The organism is Paraburkholderia sp. J11-2, from assembly GCF_905220185.1.
GTDB lineage: Bacteria > Pseudomonadota > Gammaproteobacteria > Burkholderiales > Burkholderiaceae > Paraburkholderia.
Window position 1 is genome coordinate 19,653 of the sequence record NZ_CAJMYY010000050.1, and the last position, 16,798, is coordinate 36,450.

Below are 16,798 nucleotides of genomic sequence, written 5' to 3' on the forward strand. Positions count from 1 at the left end.
TCGATACTATCCGGCGCCGTTACCCTGCGTTGGGGCGCGAAGGTACTGGTGTCGTCGAGCAAGACGGCCCGAACGAGAGGAACCTCAAGCCTTGGGATTACGTCCCGCTGATCTATGGCGCATCCGGTCAGCGCCATGCCGCTGGAATGGGGCATCTCGACCGGCAGGGGCACTTGGGGACTGTCTCCCGTGGTGACGGCGCGCGTGGGGCACGACGACAATCGTCGCGGGTCCTTTGCGGCTTCGACTCGCGAAGGGACTGGGCGCAATGCACACCGCCAACTGCGCGGCAATCGACATTGTTGAGGCCTTCTGTGGCCTCACTGGCACTGGCCTGGAATTGCGACTGCAATCGAATGGACATCCTAAGGTATGTACGAGCGCCGTCTAGTCGCGTGACACGCTGGGCGCAGTCAGTATGTGGGCGGGCTACAGATCGCACCAAGGCCCACCTCGAAAGCAACAATCTGCTGCTAGGTGGGCCGATAATTCGCGGCATAGTGGAAGGCGATTGCGTTTCGCAGCGCTTCACTCACCGGCTCGTCGAACCTTGGCAGCCGAGGTGATTCCCGTTTGCTAAGCTCGTGAAGTTCTATCCGTTGGAGCAACTCAACGAAATCGTTGAAGATTGTACGCGTGGCGTCACGCTCAAACCGATTCTCCGTTTCGGACTTGGTTGAGGCGTGGCCGGGGTACGATTGGCGCGTTTGTCAGCAGTGCCTCCGGTTTCCTTGAGCTGCGGTATCCTTGAGTCTCTGGTGATCGAAGCGTCCTGCGCACGCCAAGGACCCTGACGGTTGGCGTGGCACCACAAAAAAAAGGGCGCGGTGTCGCTCGTTATTTCGGGCCAACTGCGCATCGCCGCGGATCTTCTACTTTCAACGCAACGCCATGACGGGACCCCGAATGAATCGCACGTCCGCGCCCGAGTCCACGAACGACAATGCGCTCGCGCAATTGCATTCAGCCCGCGAGCGCTTTGGCGGCGGCGAGCAATTGCCCGATGTATTGACGCCGAATTTGCTCCCCGAGTCTGTCGCGCGCTCATGGGTACGCTCGCGCGACGCCGGCGTAGTGCCTTGGCAGGCGCCAGAATACGAATTGCTTATTGGTACACGTAGTGTGCGTGAGACAGCTGATGACCGCCGCCTGTTTAGCTGCATCGTCGATGAAATCGAGCAACTTTGGGACGCGTTTGGTGGCGATGACTGGACCATTTTCTGCGTGAATCCAAAGGGCACTGTCATCCACGCACGGCGCAGTGCTGGTTGTGGCGACCAGCTGATCCTGCCGATTGTCGCAGGCCGGCGTATTCTGGAATCCCACATCGGCACGACAGCACCAAGCTGCGTGTTGCACGACGGTACCGAAACGACGGTAACTGGCGGCCAGCACTACCTCACTGAGTTCGAGCGCGTCTCGTGCCTTGCGGTGCCGCTTTTTGGGCTGCACGGCGAGGTCGTCGGCGCGCTTGATATTACTGGCACAGGTCAGCGTGATTTCTCGCAAATGAAGGAGCAGTTCCGACTCGCCGCGTTCGCGGCTGAGCAGCGTCTGTTCGGGACGTTGCGCGGTTGCCATCTGCTGCGTGTGCAGCACGATCCTCGTTGGCTTGCCACGCCACTCGCAGGTGTGCTTGCGGTCGAGGAGGATGGCCAACTGCGCGCCGTGAGCCGTATGGCGCGTCGTATCCTCGCGTTGCCGCATGGCGCGTCCGTCACCCGGCTCACACTGCGCGAAGTGTTCGACGAGGCGCCGCCTGCCTTGCAGACCCGTATACTGACCCCACAGCGCGGCCCACAACGTATTGCGCGTGCGGATGGCAGTCACCTGTGGGTCCAATATGCGCGCGCGCCGCTTAATCGCAGCACAGCGCGTCGCATGAATACAAATTTCGAAGTCCAAGGCGTCGAGGCCGAATCTGGGCAGACCGTCAACGCTTCGCATGGCGCACAGCAAGCGGGAGCAAGCTTGGAAGAACACATGCTTGTCGCAATCCAGCAAGCCATGTGTGAGCACAGAGGTAACGTCGCCGCGGTGGCGCGGCAATTGCGGATCTCGCGTACTACCGTGTACGCGCGCCTACGCCAATTGCGTGATGTTGGTATGTCGACTGGATCGGACGAATTCTCGGTAGTCGCTCAATCTGCCGGCGAGAGCTGATTGACGCTCTGCCTGCAAGGGGCACGTGCCCGGGACGCGGGTAGCGTCAGCATTTGTATTCAATGGAGACGCGTACAGATGCATTGGGCTGTCCGGTCTGCTGGACTAAGCCTTTGAGGGGCCGTCGCGAAAATTCGCGCGCTCCCGCTGTAAACGAGCGCCGGTTCCGCCAAGCGGAGCACTAAGAGTGGATCTATTTTGGCCCGAATCTCAGCAACCAGTGGGAACCCGTTCGCAAAAGACAGTATGCGAGTGAGATTTATCGGGCACACTGGCAAGATGGTGCTCACCTGAATCAAGACATTGCCGAGGTGCTCAATTCGGAAGCAGGGCGCGCGGCAATTCGAGAGGCTCGACCTGACGTTGTGGTCGGCGGGTTTCCTTGCCAGGACCACTCCGTGGCCAAACCGCTCTCGTTGGCTCGCGGTATTGAACGCACGCAGGGCAAGCTTTGGTGGTCAATATCCGAGCTACTGTGGCAACGCCTCGAAGACGGAAGCCCGTGCCGTACATCGTCCTCGAGAACATTGACCATCTCATTTCATTTCCGGCGAGTTGCCCCGGACGAGACTTCGCCATGGTACTGTCAACACTCTGCGGCATGGGCTATGCAGCAGAATGGCGCGTAGTGAGCGCGGCGGACTACGGCTTTCCGCAGAGCCGGTGGCGCACTTTCACCGTCGCCTATCATGTGACCACTCCGCTCGCGTACCGAGTAGTCTTGAGCCTCCACAAGGGAAGCGAGGGCTGGCTTAGCGAATCTGTGTTGAGCCGCGCGTTTCCGGCGGTACATGTTCATGGGTGTGATGTGAGAGCGCCGGCATATGCTATGCGACACGAGCCGCTCGAAGAGCAGATGTTCTATCGGCCCCTGTCGAACGGAGCGGTCTCATGGTCGGGACGGATGTGTGGACTGCGCAAGCGAAACCGAAAGCCTTTGATGATTTCGCCGTGTTTACTGGTTCGGCAGGCGCGATGACGCTAGGCGACGTTGTCCGCAAGACAGGGCCTATGCCTACAGCCTTCTACATTAAGCCGGAGGATGAAGCGAAGCGGTTGGCTGCAAAAGGGGTGAAGCGGGTTCCTCGCCTCAAGAACGGCTTTGAGTACGAATATACGAAAGGTGCGATGGCGTTCCCCGACCCTCTGGACATTCCATCACGGACCATCATCACGTCGGAGGGCGGCACCTCCGCGTCGAGGACGAAGCACGCGGTCAGGGAGGCTTCCGGCGTAATCGCCGCCTGACTCCTGAGGAACTTGAGGAGCTGAACGGCTTTCCTCGCGGATTCACCGACTATGCGGAAGCCTCGGACGCGATTCGAGCGACGCTAATGGCAATGCGCTCGTTGTTGGGCCGGCGACAAGGATTGGCGAAGCACTCAGTTACGCGCACACTAAAAGCTGTTGGGAGAACTGCTGAAATGCGCCGATGCCACCGCGCGGGTGCGGCTGTGTCGATGTCAACACCGTCGAGGTACGCCATGAGCATACGCACGCAATTGCCATGGAGATTAGGTATCCCTACCTTGCGCCCATTGCGCGCTTCAAAGCGATGGGCAGCCGTTACCTGTTTGAGGCTGAGTTCTGCAACCGCGGTGCCGGCGGGGAGAAAGGCATCGTCGAGAAAAACGCGTAGGACCGGCGCCGGCAGATCTGGCACGAAGCCGTGTTCCGTCGCTGAGAATCGCTCGAAGTCCTCAACGAATGGATTGCTTCGCGGTGCAATAAGGCGTGGCACCCGCGTCATCCAGCTTTAGTACCGACTGCTTGAGCGTGGTTGCGAGCGGCACCACAAAGTTCTGCTTCAGATAGCACCGCCGGGGTCAAGCGAGAACATCAGCCGGGAGCTGATATGACCTCGTCCGCTGCACTGGATATGCGAGCTGTAATCTCGCGGGCGGCACTCATTACGAGCTCCGCGCAGCCAGCTTCATCCATCCACTTTTGCCGTCGTTCTTCGAACACCAAAACCAAGCTCCCGAGAATTGCACGTCGATCGCCAAAGATGGGCGCGGCGATGCCCACAACTCCCTGGTTGACTTCTTCCTTCGAGACGTAGTACCCGCGTTTCTTGATGTGTCGGAAGTAACGTGCAAACTGTTCGAAATCAGTCGCGATGTGATCGATGTCATCGCTGTGCTGCTCGAAGATCGTCTTCAGCCTGGTCGTCGGCAGGTGAGCGAGTATCACTTTGGAGGCCGCGCCACGCAATATCGGCAGTGGCCGGCCTCGGCCAAACGTCACGAGAGAAGCTGCTTCGGGCGGTTCAATCTGGAGGTTGAACACTGTAGTCCCTAGCAGGTGGGCGAGAAATACGCCGCTTGCTGTCGCTTGCGCCAGCTCTCGCATGACCTCGGCACTAGCATTGAGAATCGGACTTGATTGGCGAAATTGGTATTCAAGCTCGATTACTCGAGCTCCGAGGGCGTAGCGAGTGCCCAGCTTGCCTAGAAATCCAACGCTGCTTAGCTCTTTGACATACCGAAACGCGGTCGGACGCGAAATGGCGAGCCGGTCGGCCATCTCCTCGACGCTAATCAACGGGGTCTCGGGTGTGAACAGATCAAGAACATCCATCATCTTTGCCAACTTGCTCATCGAGGTAGGGCCTTGCTCAAGGCGTTCCGCATTTCAGTTTGGTGACGGTCTCAGATTTTACCCAGGACACCAGTCGAAACGAGCCAACTCACTCCAGCGCTCGCGGATGCACGCCTCGGGACCCCGGATCTCGCCCTTCATAGGGTTATTCTGTAGGATAAAGTATCCAGAATAGAGATTCTATGTACTATAGTGTCGTTGAAAGTACGAAGCATGACAGCCAAAATATCAAAAAATGAGATTATAAGTCTTATGTGAGTGCCTGACGCGAAATGTGTCCCGGGAGGAGAAATGTTCATAAGGAATTGCTGGTATGTAGCTGCGTGGTCGAACGAGATCGCTGAAAGCTCGCTTTTCGCGAGGACGATTTGTGGGGTGCCAGTTGTCTTCTGGCGCGACGAATCAGGCACGGTGCAGGCACTGGTGGATCGTTGTTGTCATCGTGGTGCGCCGTTGTCGTGTGGACGCCGCGAGGCCAACGGAGTTCGATGCATGTATCACGGCTTCAAATTCGATCGTTCAGGGAGATGCGTAGAGATTCCGGGTCAGGACCGGATCCCTGCTGCGGCGTTCGTGCGCTCGTTTGCCGTGATCGAGCGTCATCGCTGGGTGTGGATCTGGATGGGAAATCCGGAACACGCGGAGCCCTCGATTATTCCCGATACGCATTGGCTGGATGATCCGGGGTGGACGTGTACGCCGCCGGGATACATCCGTTATGAAGCGAACTACCGCCTCCTCAATGACAACTTGCTGGATTTCTCGCATTTGTCTTTTGTCCACCCGTCTACTCTGGGTGGGTCGGAGGAGTACGCGCAACTGCGATCCAAGGTGGATCGGCGTGAACGCAGTCTCCACATTACCCGCTGGTTCATGGATCGACCACCGGCGCCGTTCGTTCGGACCTTGGTCGGTCACGCTGGCAATGTGGATCGCTGGAATAACTACGAGTTTTTCATTCCAGGGGTCCTCGTGATGGACTCAGGTTTTGCACCGGCAGGGTCTGGCGCAGAAAAAGGGGATCGCAGCCAGGCGATCGAGTTTCGCCACTGTCAGGCAGTTACGCCGGAGACTGACGGAACAACGCACTATTTCTTCTCGCAGCCGAGGAGATTCGAACCGGACAATCAAGACGTTACGCGGTTGCTGCACGAGAGTATTCTTTCCGCATTCGAAGAGGACCGTGTGATCATTACGGCTCAAGAAAAAAACCTCAAGCGGTTTGATGACTTCAGGATGCTTCCCTGCAGTTTGGACGCAGCACCCACACAATTCAGGTGGATGCTGGATCAGGCGATCAGGGCTGAGAGTAGAGAGTCGCTTCCCGATGAAGTGCATTTGGATGCAAACAGGGGGCACTGAGTCATGGAGGTCGGCACGAAAAGTGGTATCGCCCGAAACGAAACGCTCTCGGTAGTTGTGGAAAGCGTGAGGGCAGTGGCCCGCGATGTGATCCAAGTCAGCTTGGTCGCACCAAGACAACGGTTGTTGCCGGATTTCACACCGGGCGCGCATATCGATGTCTTTCTTCCCGATGGGATGGTCAGGCAATACTCGCTCTGCGGCACAGCATCAGCCACACCTGTGCGCTACCACATCGGCGTCGCGCTTGTGCAGGAGAGCAAGGGAGGCTCAGCGCGGTTACACAAGTGGGCACGAGATGGTTTGGCACTCGGCATAGGGCGCCCGCGGAATAATTTTGTCCTTGAATCAGCGCCCTCATATTCATTTGTGGCCGGTGGAATCGGAATCACACCCATTCTATCCATGATCGCACAATGCAACGAAGCGGGCGTTGCTTGGAGACTCTTGTATCTTTGCAGAACGCCGGATCGTATGGCGTTCTCTGAAGAGTTGATCAAGCTGGATGCGGGGCGTGAGCGCGCCGTACTCGTATCTACCGATCAGCAAGGCATTCCTGATATCCAGTCATGGGCGGCAGATGGAGATGCCGGAGAGATGCTGTATTGCTGTGGCCCCTCCTCGCTGATAGAGGCTGTCGGATCAATTGCGCGCCTCACGCATCCGGGACTGTTCCGCGCGGAACGTTTTCAACGTCGGCAGGACGAGTCCGAGGCTAATGAGGCGTTTGAGGTGCAACTTGTCCGCTCGCGGAAGAATCTGAAAGTGCATTCCAATCAGTCGATCCTTGACGCTGTGTGTTCCGCCGGCATCGAAGTACCCAACTCGTGTAGGGAAGGGCTATGCGGCAGTTGTGAGACTGCTGTGATCGAAGGCATACCCGATCATCGCGACAGCGTTTTGAGCGACAACGAGAGGCGCAACGGAACGAGGATGATGTGCGTTTCGAGGGCCAAGACACCAGTTCTCTTGCTCGATCTTTAGGCTGCGGCCCACGAACGTCAACTCATAGTCCACACGCGGTGGGATGGTCGGGTACATCGTCCGGTTCACCAATCCATCCTGCTCCAATGCTTTCAGTGTCAGAGTCAGCATGCGCTGCGAAATGCTGCCCACTTGACGTTGGAGTTCGGTATATCGTAGCGGGCCTTCGCTCAGCGTGCCCACAACCATGACGGTCCATTTCTCGCCAATCCGGGCCAACACATCGACAACGGACGCGCAGACTGGGTGATCGTGCCCGCGCACATCTGTCTTCGTATCGATCATACGAGTGCCTTCTTGTGAAATCTTCTCTTCTAGACAGCGTCAAGCAGCACGCCGGCCAAGATAATTTTTATATGAACGCCCCCGATGCGCCAGTTTTTCTCGCGCGTTGAATCGACAGGATGGGTTGCAGCTTTATATGCGGCCTCAATGCAGCCTCATACGCTGCGGGCCCCGATGAAATCCGCTGACTCGCCCCTCATTTGTCGCACGAGCTGAACGCTCGAATTAACTTTCAGGTTCAGCGAGTCACGGTCCGACCTGTCTTGTCATCACGCTCGATTGCCAACGCAACCTTTCGACGTCATTCCTACAAGCTTTACCCTCTTGCTCGGTCTATCAAGCTGACTTTACTGCTGTATGAGCTGGATCGTACGGTCTGTCATGCGCGAGGATTGCCCAGATCGTTCGGGCAATCTTGTTCGCCAGCGCAACAGCGACTACGTTTGACGGACGTCGCTTCTGCAATTGCTCAGCCCATGGCCCCGCGTGCTTCCCGAGGTAAAGCACACTTCTCGCGCCATGGAATCACGACTAATACAACTAATTCGAGCGAATAGTTACAGATCGAGTACTAGCCTGGAAGACAGTGATCGCGAACAACACGGGAGAAATTGATCGTTTTTTTTCTGTTCTTCCGGGGAAAGATAAATATCCCTGTGATCAGGTTGCCCGGAGATTACGCGGGTCAGACAAGTTCCGCAAACACCCTGCTCACATGACGTCGGTATGTTTACCCCGTGCGCTGCTAACGCCTCTGCGACGGTTTGCTCCCGAGCAACACAGAGAACCCGCCCTGATTTTGCCAACTGGATTTCAAAACTCTTTTCGGTCGACAGACGAACAGGTTCCGCGTTGAAGAACTCGTAGTGAAGTCGATATTCCGACCATCCACTTTCCCTCGCGGCGGAAAGTACGGCGTCCATGAATCCCTTCGGGCCGCACACATAGACGTGCGACTGGTTTTGTCCCCTGCCAAGCACCTCTTCTAGCCGAAACTTTTGGCCATCGTCTCCGTCGTCAAAATGGAAATTCACCTTTGTCCGAAAGCGGGATCGGTCGATGTGATCGATAAACGCCATCCGCTCACGCGATCTAGCGCAATAATTCAACTGAAAGGAACGACCTTGCGCCGAAAGACTTTCGGCCATAGACAGAATCGGCGTTATGCCAATACCTCCGGCCAAAAGAATTATGTCCTCCGATATTTCCCCAAGTTCGAAGCAGTTCCTGGGTGCGCTAACGCGAATTTCATCACCTTCATGGACTGAGTCGTGCATCGCACGCGACCCCCCGCGTCCCGTCGCGTCCTTCAGAACCGCAATCTGATAACGATGAGTTTCGGTTGGGTCGTTGCACAACGAGTACTGCCGGACCATGCCTCCAGGCAGATGAACATCAATGTGCGACCCTGCGCTGAACGAGGGTAGGGGTGCTTGGCTCAAGCTTGTCAATTCGAACAGCGCGACGTCGAGCGCGATCGACTCTTTACGCGCAACCCGGACTTTAATATCTTCTTCCCTGCCCGCCATTTTTCAATCTCCTGCTCAAGGGCCGTAACGGCTATATTTGCATCAAGGTAGCGAATCCTTGAGACGATCATCCAGGCATGCCAGCCATCGTCGCCGATGGCGTGACTGATTCGAGGAGATTAGTCCCAGATGGATCCTTCAAACAGAAACCACCGGAGCCCGATCAACAGTTTAAAAGTTCATCGCCGCGTCAGTTCCATCTGGAGCGCTGGCGTCGCGTCATCGACCATGAGTGCGGGTCGATATACGAAGGTGGGATCTTCCTGTTCGCGCTTGATTAGCGCGTCCAGTAGTCGTCGTGTACGAATCGGTGCCTCGTCGACCTTCAAGGCAACTCGCGGCACCGCACCACCCAGTTTTTTGATCTGGGCCTGCTGGATCTCGAGGACTTCGGCGTCCTCGTCGAACGTCTGAGTGATGGCCTCGCAAACATCCTGTGTGAGGGTTTCATCATCAAGCCGTTTATTTCTGGCCACCGACCAGAAATAATGGCTGGATTCTTCCGTTTCGGGCGTGAGAAGGTGGCATACATGACTTCGATATGCGTCATCGGCCGAGGTCCCCACCGGGTAAACACCGAAGTCGGTCATGCAGATACTGGGGGCGAGACTGATTGCCGTTTGCCATCGATTAATCGGTCCACTATGATTCAGCACCATGGCGAAGAACGGGGGAGCGTCAATATCGGGCATCTCGCGATGAGCCTTTAGCAAACCTTCGCCCTCGATTGAAACCTTGACCGGATAGTTAGGGATGCATTCTTCGTGCCCCTGGCCGATCGTGCGGAGATGAACCCAGCTCTCGTGACCGAGGTCCATGAGATTGTCGACTGCAAGGCGGAAATTTGCCTTTACATGGTGGTAGCCCCGTGACGGCGTCCAATCTGGATGGTCATTCCAACGGATGTCAGGGATGAGATCGACGTCGGCTCGACCAGCGTCCCCGAGCCAAATCCACAGGAGGCCATGTTTTTCGCTGAGCGGAAAGCTGCGCACGCATGCCTGACTCGGCATGTGCGTTTGACCTGGCGCCAGCGTGCATAGCCCATCGATCCTGAAGCGCATGCCGTGATAGCCACACTGCAGTTCGTCTCCGACACGCGTCCCAGCCGACAACGGCATTAGGCGGTGGGGGCACAGATCTTCCAACGCTGCTACGCGCCCATCTGAATGGCGCAGCATGACGACCGGCGTGTCCAAAAATCGTCGGTCCACGACTTGACCGCCATCCAGTTCGCGCGAAAAGCCCGCGACGTACCACACATTTTTCAGCCAATTCACTTCATTCTCCTTCAAGTGTCTCGCCCCACAGGAACTGCAGAGGCGCGAATACCACCACGTCAGTGTCCACTCGTATGACTTAACGCAGGCTGCACTGACCAGGGCGGTCGATCAATTGCACTGCCGGTCATGGCGCACGACAAGCAACTCCGTTGCACGAATTACTTTGTATGCGTATGATCAGTATACGAACTATATGACCGTGTAGAATTCGGGTAATCCCCGAAGTCCCAGAGGACGGCAATGACCGAAACGTTTTTGAACATTGATATCTGCACCATGCCGGGTCACTTCGCGCGGCGGGTTCACCAGCTCGCTGTCGCCCTGTTCGTTCAGGAGGTTGACGATCTCAATCTCACGCCTATTCAATGTGCTGCCTTACTTACGATTTGCAATAACCCGGAAATCGACCAAAAGACGCTTGCGTCGCAAATTGGCATTGACACATCGACAATCGCAGGTGTTATAGATCGCCTGGAGGTCCGGGGACTGGTTGTTCGCAATGTCGCGCCGCACGATCGACGCGCGCGGCAAATTACGCCGACAGAATCGGGAGTCGAGATCGCCGAGGCCGTCGTGCCACGACTGGTTCGGTCGCAGGAACGCCTGCTTGAATCTCTATCGAAGGCCGATCAAAGGGAATTCATGCGTTTGATGAAGCTCCTCATAGACGCCAATACCGAACTGAGCAACGTACCGGCAAAAGACTAGTCGGCTGACTTTGCTCGATCTCCGCGATTGGTCCTCCGGCGCGGGTCAGTGGTGCAACGCAGCCGGTAGCGTCGAAATGCTCGCTGCGAATAGCAATACCGTCTGGCTGCCCCTCGATACCGGTCGTTTGCTTGTTGTTCGGTCGACTGACGGCAGTCGTCTGCCGCGCTTTGTGTTCAGCGCGGATCGGTACCTGCCCGGCGGCTGATGGACTCCGCACGATTGGTGATTGTGCGGTTCGTGTCGGTCGTCGGCGACGCCGGTGGCAACCGGTTCACGGGATCGGTGCGGCCGAGGCACGCCGCGTAGAGGCGCTCCTTGACAGCCATCCGGAGATAGGCGAGCGCGTATGCGCGCCCCTCGCCGCTGCGCCTGTGCAACTGCCTAAACCATGGGAAACATTGCGTGTTCCGGAGGAACTAAACGGAACCCTGGGCCAGCCAGCCTCCTTAACGCGAGCAATGACTATGAGGCCATGCAATCGTGGCTCTCGCTGCACGAGTCGCTAGGAACGTATCGCTAGGAAGGCCTACCCTTGATATCAATGCATTTTGCGACGGTAGGTTGATCTTGGTTTGATGCTGGTTTGCGAGGCGGCCCCGTTAAAATACCTCACCAAATCAGGCACTTTCTGTCTCCCTGTCGGGCCCTTTCCCTTTTTGATCGACCCGCCTAGGTTTTCGCACGCCGGGAGTGCCGCTTGCCCCGCGCCCGTCGGGCGGAACTCAAGTGGCGGCGCGCCGATGGAAATTACTGCCGTTTCAGCAAGCGGGAGCAAGCTTGGAAGAACACATGCTTGTCGCAATCCAGCAAGCCATGTGTGAGCACAGAGGTAACGTCGCCGCGGTGGCGCGGCAATTGCGGATCTCGCGTACTACCGTGTACGCGCGCCTACGCCAATTGCGTGATGTTGGTATGTCGACTGGATCGGACGAATTCTCGGTAGTCGCTCAATCTGCCGGCGAGAGCTGATTGACGCTCTGCCTGCAAGGGGCACGTGCCCGGGACGGGGGTAGCGTCAGCATTTGTATTCAATGGAGACGCGTACAGATGCATTGGGCTGTCCGGTCTGCTGGACTAAGCCTTTGAAGGTTCGGACTGGCTGAACAGATCCAATACTATCGCACGCAACCAACGGTTTCCAGGATCGTTGTTTTGACAGCGGTGCCAGTGTTGTTTCAGGTCGAACGTTGGCATCGGATAGGGAGGGCTCACTGCTCTCACGTTCGCGAATTGCGTAAAAACTTCGGCAACAGCTCTGGGTACAGTCACGACGAGGTCGGTCATAGCAACGACCATCGGAATACTAAGGAAATGTGGTGAGCGAAGCATCTCGCGTCGTTCAATGCCCTTAGAACGCAAATATTGCTCTACGATCTCCTGGCTTCGACCTTCCGCACGTACAACGGCGTGGGGCAGTGACTGGAACGCTTTACGAGTGAGTCCTGATTCCAAAACAGGATGATCCGCTCGGACTAGACATACAAAGTCATGACGGAAGAGGCGCTGCTGGAACACGTCTACGCCACTTAAGTCCGGAAAGTAGCCGATTGCGAGATCGACTTCACTGCGCTGAAGCGCGGTCATGAGGTCCTTCGGGTCGCTAGATACAGTTCTAACATCTACAAACGGCGCATCTTCCGCGACGCGTCTGAGAATTCTTGGCAAGAAAACCATCTCTCCAACGTCGGACATGGCGATCGTGAATGTTCGCTGAGCTGTCTGCGCCTCAAACGCCGGTGCGGTCAATACGTGTTCACGCACCTCGCGAAGGATCGATTGAACAACTGGTGCGAGTTCCAGCGCGCGGGGCGTGGGTTCTATTCCGTGACGCACTTTCACGAAGAGCGGATCGCCTAGTTGCTCACGTAGCCGCTTTAACGCGTAAGACACGGATGGCTGACTCATTCCCAACTCGTCGGCCGCTCTGCCGACGTGGCCATGATGATGCAATGCGGAAAAAACATTCAGTAGGTTCAAATCGAAGTTATCCATTTTTTCTATGAGAGTTATGTTGGAAATCGGATTGAAACATGATACGGATAAGGTGACACTGAGTGCAATAGCGGAAAATGCTAAAAATTCGGTCGAGACCTTAACAACTTTGGAGACGTAGATGTTTGTCAGAAATTCGTGGTACGTCGCCGCATGGGCAGATGAAATCGGGCAAAAGCCGTTCCCTCGGACGTTGCTTGGTGAGCCCGTAGTCCTGTTCCGGACGATGGACGGGACCGTCGCAGCGTTGGAAGATCGCTGCTGTCATCGGGCACTCCCGCTGCACCACGGAGACGTGGTCGGAAACAGCTTGCGGTGTGCGTATCACGGTCTCGAGTACGACTGCAGTGGGCAATGTACGCGTGTGCCAGGACAAAGCAAGATACCTACTAAGGCGAAGGTCAGGTCGTACCCGGTTGTTGAGAAGGACGATCTGATCTGGATTTGGATGGGAGGGCCAGATCTCGCGGACGTCGCCAATGTGCCTGCCTACCCGTGGCACTCCGATGGTCGCTGGCGATACCGCAAAAATACGTATCTGATCGAGGCGAATCATCTTCTCATCTACGACAACCTTCTTGATTTAACCCATCTCGGATACGTCCACAAACACACAATTGGTGGCGACGCCGAGACGCACTTTGCCGCGGACACAAAAACGACGCGGACAACAAAGGGGGTACGTGTCGAGCGCTGGATGCTGGACTCAATTCCGCCGCCCACATATACAGCTGCTTATCAATTTGGCACCGAGCACGTCGACCGCTGGCAAGAGATTGAATTCGAGCCTGGTCTAGTTCGTATTTTCACTGGCGCTAAGGACGTTGGTGCGGGCGCTCCGGAAGGGAACCGAGATGACGGATACGGATTTCGCGGACTCAACGCAATGACGCCGGAAACCGAACATTCGACTCATTACTTCTGGTCCGCGGCCCACAATTTCCGAATCGACGAGACTGAAGTCACCGACGAGATATATCGGAACATTGTTGCGACGTTTAACGAAGACAAAGAGATTATCGAGTCGCAGTACCACAGTATGCAACGTACGCCCGGGCGAGAGTTCGTCGACATTGCATTCGATATCGGGCCTGTACAGGCACGCCGTGTATGGGATGCATTGTTGAAGTCTGAAGCATCCGAGCATGTTTGGGCGGAAACTTCGGAATAGTGCATTTACGGGTTTGAATCATGTTGAATGTCAAGATCGCCGCAAAGCGGAAAGTCGCAGAAGATATATGCACCTTCGAACTCGTCAGTGAGGATGGACGTAAGTTACCTCAATTCACCGCCGGGTCGCATATTGATGTGCATGTTCCAGGCGAATATGTTCGCCAATACTCACTCTGTAACTCCACGCAGGAGACGCATCGCTATCTTATCGGCGTCCTGAAAGATCCGGTATCACGTGGGGGTTCGATAGCCATGCACCAGCTAGAGGAGGGAGCAAGGTTGCGCGTGAGTGAGCCGAAAAATCACTTCCCATTGGAAGACAGTATGGAGCACTCGATACTCGTCGCCGGCGGAATTGGAATCACGCCAATTATCAGTATGGCCGATAAACTCACTGAGTCAGGTCGTTCCTTCGAACTCCACTACTGCGTAAGAACGCGCAATAAAGCTGCCTTCATGGAAGAACTCACAAGGGAGAGATTCTGTTCGGCAGTTAGGTTGCACGTTGACGACGAACCGGATCAAAAGTTCGATGCAGAGTGGATTTTCAAACATGCGCCGGGGGCAACGCCGCACGTATATGTTTGTGGCCCGAGTGGATTTATCCAGCACGTTCTGGATTCTGCCCGAGGTGCTGGCTATGCCGAAGCACAGTTGCACCGGGAATATTTTGGAGCGAACCCGAAGAAAGACGACTCCGCGGACAAGTCTTTCGAAGTTCACATCGCGAGTACCGGGCTGAGGTGCCTCGTTGGCGCGGACGAGTCAGTTGTCGCTGCTTTGGCGCGCCACGGCATTGAAATTCCGACTTCCTGCGAGCAAGGCGTATGTGGCACTTGCGTTACGAGGGTCGCGGCAGGCGTTCCTCTGCATCGAGATCTGTACCTGACCGACGAAGAACGCGCGGCGAACGATCAATTCACCCCGTGTTGCTCCAGGTCGTCGTCGCCAGTGCTCGTCCTGGATATTTGACCGGGGCGTGCCAGCCTGCATCGCATAAGGTCTTTCAGACGTTGTGCGATGCATTCTTCCGCAGCAAAGCGTTCTGCGCGTCCATCCGTCTACCCTCAATATCAAAGTGGTTCATGTTGGGACTTTTCAATCGGCGAATAATCCAATTTTATAATTAATCGACCATTAATCTCGTTGCTATAAGACGGAGACAAAATAATGCCAGGTAATCGCGGTGTCGTGTACGTCGGTAACGGTAAGGTTGAAGTTCAGTCAATCCCGTTCCCGGAGTTGGTGGATCCAAGAGGGCGTAAAGCGAGCCACGGCGTTATATTGCGGGTGGTGACTACCAATATCTGCGGCTCAGACCAGCACATGGTGCGGGGGCGGAAAACTGCTCCCGTTGGGCTCGTCCTTGGCCACGAGATAACGGGGAAGTGATCGAGATTGGCTCGGACGTCACAACACTTCAAGTGGGTGATCTGGTGTCGGTGCCTTTTAATGTTGCGTGTGGACGCTGCCCGATGTGCAAGCAGCAAAGCACAGGTGTGTGTCTCAACGTGAATCCAGAGCGCCCGGGTGGGGCGTACGGCTATGTCGATATGGGCGGCTGGATCGGTGGGCAGGCAGAATTCGTCATGGTGCCGTATGCGGATTTCAATCTTCTAAAATTTCCGGACCGAGATCGCGCTATGGAAGAGATTCGCGATCTGACGTGCCTGTCCGACATCCTCCCGACCGGCACCATGGTGCGGTGACCGCGGGAGTGTGTCCCGGAAGTACCGTCTACGTGGCGGGTGCCGGTCCAGTTGGATTGGCAGCAGCAGCGTCCGCACGATTGCTTGGGGCTGCCGTTACAATCGTTGGGGACGTTAATCCTGCTCGTCTCCAACATGCTCGTCGCGTGGGTTTCGAAACCGTTGATTTGTCGTCGGATGCTTCACTTGGTGACCAGATCGCTGACCTTCTCGGTGAACCGGAGGTCGATTGCGCAATTGACTGTGTGGGTTTTGAAGCAAGGGGGCACGGTCACGCCGGATCTCAATCGGAGGCGCCAGCGACGGTCCTCAATGCGTTGATGGAGGTCACACGTGTCGCTGGGAAGATCGGTATCCCTGGCCTCTATGTGACAGAGGATCCTGGCGGCGTTGATCCAAGTGCTCAGCTTGGCAGCCTGTCCGTGCGATTGGGTTTGGGCTGGGCGAAATCGCATAGCTTCTTCACCGGGCAGACGCCTGTTATGAAGTACAACCGAAGCTTAATGCAAGCCATTCTCTGGGACCGGGGTGAACATTGCGGAAGTGGTCAATGTCAATGTAATTACGCTGGACCAAGCCCCCGAGGGCTACTCGCTGTTTGATTCAGGCGTCTCGACCAAGTTCGTCATTGATCCGCACGGGGTGCTGAAAGCGGCATAGGGCGTTTACTAACGAGTCATTGGGCGCCTGCGCCAGCTGTCTGGCAACCGGACTGTCGTATATTGGAGGGGCATTTTTAGAGTGCCCATCCTTCTTTTGTGCCGTTGTCGAGAAGAGCTCTTGTCGGGGCGCATCCTACTAGGATTTGATGCCAAACGTCGTACGAGATGCAGCCCTTATGACTAGCTTCGCCTGGCTAGCGAATCAGGTAGTGGCTGAGTGCATTGCAACTCAAGCGCAGGTCGAGAGGGCGCGATGGTTCGCCAGAATCGTCGGTGCAGGAGGCATAATAGACGCGCGCCGCCCACCTGCGCGATGCCGACGTTGTAGCTGACATGGTCGGGAA

The 16,798-nt window shown here is 56.3% G+C and carries 15 protein-coding genes and 3 pseudogenes; 12 read left to right on the forward strand and 6 right to left on the reverse strand.

The window, feature by feature from the left end; translation table 11 throughout:
- Window positions 1–906: 906 nt before the first annotated feature.
- The 4 genes from U5A57_RS39570 (at window position 907) to U5A57_RS39585 (ending at window position 3,411) form a co-directional block, all read left to right on the forward strand.
- Window positions 907–2,163 carry a helix-turn-helix domain-containing protein gene (locus U5A57_RS39570; protein ID WP_321917590.1) on the forward strand — a complete coding sequence of 419 codons (1,257 nt, stop codon included), beginning with the start codon at window positions 907–909 and terminating at the stop codon, window positions 2,161–2,163.
- A gap of 290 nt (window positions 2,164–2,453) precedes the next feature.
- A complete protein-coding gene (locus U5A57_RS39575; protein WP_321917603.1) occupies window positions 2,454–2,792 on the forward strand; it encodes a DNA cytosine methyltransferase in 339 nt (112 codons plus the stop codon).
- Complete coding sequence (locus U5A57_RS39580) at window positions 2,702–3,142, forward strand: DNA cytosine methyltransferase (protein WP_321917605.1); 441 nt, start codon at window positions 2,702–2,704, stop codon at window positions 3,140–3,142. Before U5A57_RS39575 ends, U5A57_RS39580 begins: the two co-directional genes overlap by 91 nt.
- A complete protein-coding gene (locus U5A57_RS39585) occupies window positions 3,055–3,411 on the forward strand; it encodes a hypothetical protein (RefSeq protein WP_321917608.1) in 357 nt (118 codons plus the stop codon). The genes U5A57_RS39580 and U5A57_RS39585 overlap by 88 nt, the downstream gene beginning before the upstream one ends.
- Before the next feature lie 591 nt (window positions 3,412–4,002).
- Here U5A57_RS39585 and U5A57_RS39590 read toward each other — a convergent pair.
- Window positions 4,003–4,764, reverse strand: a complete 762-nt coding sequence (locus U5A57_RS39590) for an IclR family transcriptional regulator (RefSeq protein WP_321917591.1) — start codon at window positions 4,762–4,764, stop codon at window positions 4,003–4,005.
- A 291-nt stretch (window positions 4,765–5,055) separates the two neighbouring features.
- Here U5A57_RS39590 and U5A57_RS39595 point away from each other — a divergent pair, with 291 nt between their 5' ends.
- Both U5A57_RS39595 and U5A57_RS39600 read left to right on the forward strand, forming a co-directional pair.
- Window positions 5,056–6,126 carry an aromatic ring-hydroxylating dioxygenase subunit alpha gene (locus U5A57_RS39595; RefSeq protein WP_321917593.1) on the forward strand — a complete coding sequence of 357 codons (1,071 nt, stop codon included), beginning with the start codon at window positions 5,056–5,058 and terminating at the stop codon, window positions 6,124–6,126.
- 3 nt (window positions 6,127–6,129) lie between these two features.
- On the forward strand, window positions 6,130–7,110 hold the full coding sequence (locus U5A57_RS39600) for a PDR/VanB family oxidoreductase (protein WP_321931494.1): 981 nt from the start codon (window positions 6,130–6,132) through the stop codon (window positions 7,108–7,110).
- A 54-nt stretch (window positions 7,111–7,164) separates the two neighbouring features.
- Here the strand turns inward: U5A57_RS39600 and U5A57_RS39605 are convergent.
- The 4 genes and pseudogenes from U5A57_RS39605 to U5A57_RS39620 form a co-directional block, all read right to left on the reverse strand.
- Window positions 7,165–7,395: pseudogene (locus U5A57_RS39605) on the reverse strand (winged helix-turn-helix transcriptional regulator); the annotation flags it as partial.
- Between the two features lie 336 nt (window positions 7,396–7,731).
- Window positions 7,732–7,917 (reverse strand): annotated as a pseudogene (locus U5A57_RS39610) (IS110 family transposase); the annotation flags it as partial.
- A gap of 35 nt (window positions 7,918–7,952) precedes the next feature.
- The gene (locus U5A57_RS39615; protein WP_321917595.1) at window positions 7,953–8,924 is read right to left on the reverse strand and encodes a PDR/VanB family oxidoreductase; all 972 of its coding nucleotides are present in this window, start codon (window positions 8,922–8,924) and stop codon (window positions 7,953–7,955) included.
- A 179-nt stretch (window positions 8,925–9,103) separates the two neighbouring features.
- Window positions 9,104–10,204: an aromatic ring-hydroxylating dioxygenase subunit alpha gene (locus U5A57_RS39620; RefSeq protein ID WP_321917597.1), complete on the reverse strand. Its 1,101-nt coding sequence runs from the start codon at window positions 10,202–10,204 to the stop codon at window positions 9,104–9,106.
- A 243-nt stretch (window positions 10,205–10,447) separates the two neighbouring features.
- Here U5A57_RS39620 and U5A57_RS39625 point away from each other — a divergent pair, with 243 nt between their 5' ends.
- From U5A57_RS39625 to U5A57_RS39630, 3 genes are all read left to right on the forward strand, one after another.
- On the forward strand, window positions 10,448–10,915 hold the full coding sequence (locus U5A57_RS39625; RefSeq protein WP_321917599.1) for a MarR family transcriptional regulator: 468 nt from the start codon (window positions 10,448–10,450) through the stop codon (window positions 10,913–10,915).
- A gap of 170 nt (window positions 10,916–11,085) precedes the next feature.
- Window positions 11,086–11,424, forward strand: coding sequence for a phage integrase family protein (locus tag U5A57_RS41785; RefSeq protein ID WP_408585119.1), 339 nt, complete (start codon window positions 11,086–11,088; stop codon window positions 11,422–11,424).
- A 283-nt stretch (window positions 11,425–11,707) separates the two neighbouring features.
- A complete protein-coding gene (locus tag U5A57_RS39630) occupies window positions 11,708–11,887 on the forward strand; it encodes a helix-turn-helix domain-containing protein (protein ID WP_321917600.1) in 180 nt (59 codons plus the stop codon).
- A gap of 105 nt (window positions 11,888–11,992) precedes the next feature.
- On the opposite strand, the gene U5A57_RS39635 is transcribed toward U5A57_RS39630, so the two are convergent.
- Window positions 11,993–12,910, reverse strand: a complete 918-nt coding sequence (locus U5A57_RS39635) for a LysR family transcriptional regulator (RefSeq protein ID WP_321917601.1) — start codon at window positions 12,908–12,910, stop codon at window positions 11,993–11,995.
- A 121-nt stretch (window positions 12,911–13,031) separates the two neighbouring features.
- Between U5A57_RS39635 and U5A57_RS39640 the strand changes: the two genes are divergently transcribed.
- The 3 genes and pseudogenes from U5A57_RS39640 to fdhA all read left to right on the forward strand — a co-directional run bounded on the left by U5A57_RS39640 (window position 13,032) and on the right by fdhA (window position 16,452).
- A complete protein-coding gene (locus U5A57_RS39640; RefSeq protein ID WP_321847136.1) occupies window positions 13,032–14,081 on the forward strand; it encodes an aromatic ring-hydroxylating dioxygenase subunit alpha in 1,050 nt (349 codons plus the stop codon).
- A 20-nt stretch (window positions 14,082–14,101) separates the two neighbouring features.
- Window positions 14,102–15,055, forward strand: coding sequence for a PDR/VanB family oxidoreductase (locus U5A57_RS39645; RefSeq protein WP_321847139.1), 954 nt, complete (start codon window positions 14,102–14,104; stop codon window positions 15,053–15,055).
- A 198-nt stretch (window positions 15,056–15,253) separates the two neighbouring features.
- A pseudogene (gene fdhA / locus U5A57_RS39650) lies at window positions 15,254–16,452 on the forward strand (formaldehyde dehydrogenase, glutathione-independent).
- Window positions 16,453–16,798: the final 346 nt, after the last annotated feature.

What these genes read in the sequence shown, in the direction of transcription:
- U5A57_RS39570 (WP_321917590.1), top strand. Translation starts at nt 907, where the DNA reads ATGAATCGCACGTCCGCGCCCGAGTCCACGAACGACAATGCGCTCGCG.
- U5A57_RS39585 (WP_321917608.1), top strand. Translation starts at nt 3,055, where the DNA reads ATGGTCGGGACGGATGTGTGGACTGCGCAAGCGAAACCGAAAGCCTTT.
- U5A57_RS39590 (WP_321917591.1), bottom strand. Translation starts at nt 4,764, where the DNA reads ATGAGCAAGTTGGCAAAGATGATGGATGTTCTTGATCTGTTCACACCC.
- U5A57_RS39595 (WP_321917593.1), top strand. Translation starts at nt 5,056, where the DNA reads ATGTTCATAAGGAATTGCTGGTATGTAGCTGCGTGGTCGAACGAGATC.
- U5A57_RS39600 (WP_321931494.1), top strand. Translation starts at nt 6,130, where the DNA reads ATGGAGGTCGGCACGAAAAGTGGTATCGCCCGAAACGAAACGCTCTCG.
- U5A57_RS39615 (WP_321917595.1), bottom strand. Translation starts at nt 8,924, where the DNA reads ATGGCGGGCAGGGAAGAAGATATTAAAGTCCGGGTTGCGCGTAAAGAG.
- U5A57_RS39625 (WP_321917599.1), top strand. Translation starts at nt 10,448, where the DNA reads ATGACCGAAACGTTTTTGAACATTGATATCTGCACCATGCCGGGTCAC.
- U5A57_RS39630 (WP_321917600.1), top strand. Translation starts at nt 11,708, where the DNA reads ATGCTTGTCGCAATCCAGCAAGCCATGTGTGAGCACAGAGGTAACGTC.
- U5A57_RS39635 (WP_321917601.1), bottom strand. Translation starts at nt 12,910, where the DNA reads ATGGATAACTTCGATTTGAACCTACTGAATGTTTTTTCCGCATTGCAT.
- U5A57_RS39640 (WP_321847136.1), top strand. Translation starts at nt 13,032, where the DNA reads ATGTTTGTCAGAAATTCGTGGTACGTCGCCGCATGGGCAGATGAAATC.
- U5A57_RS39645 (WP_321847139.1), top strand. Translation starts at nt 14,102, where the DNA reads ATGTTGAATGTCAAGATCGCCGCAAAGCGGAAAGTCGCAGAAGATATA.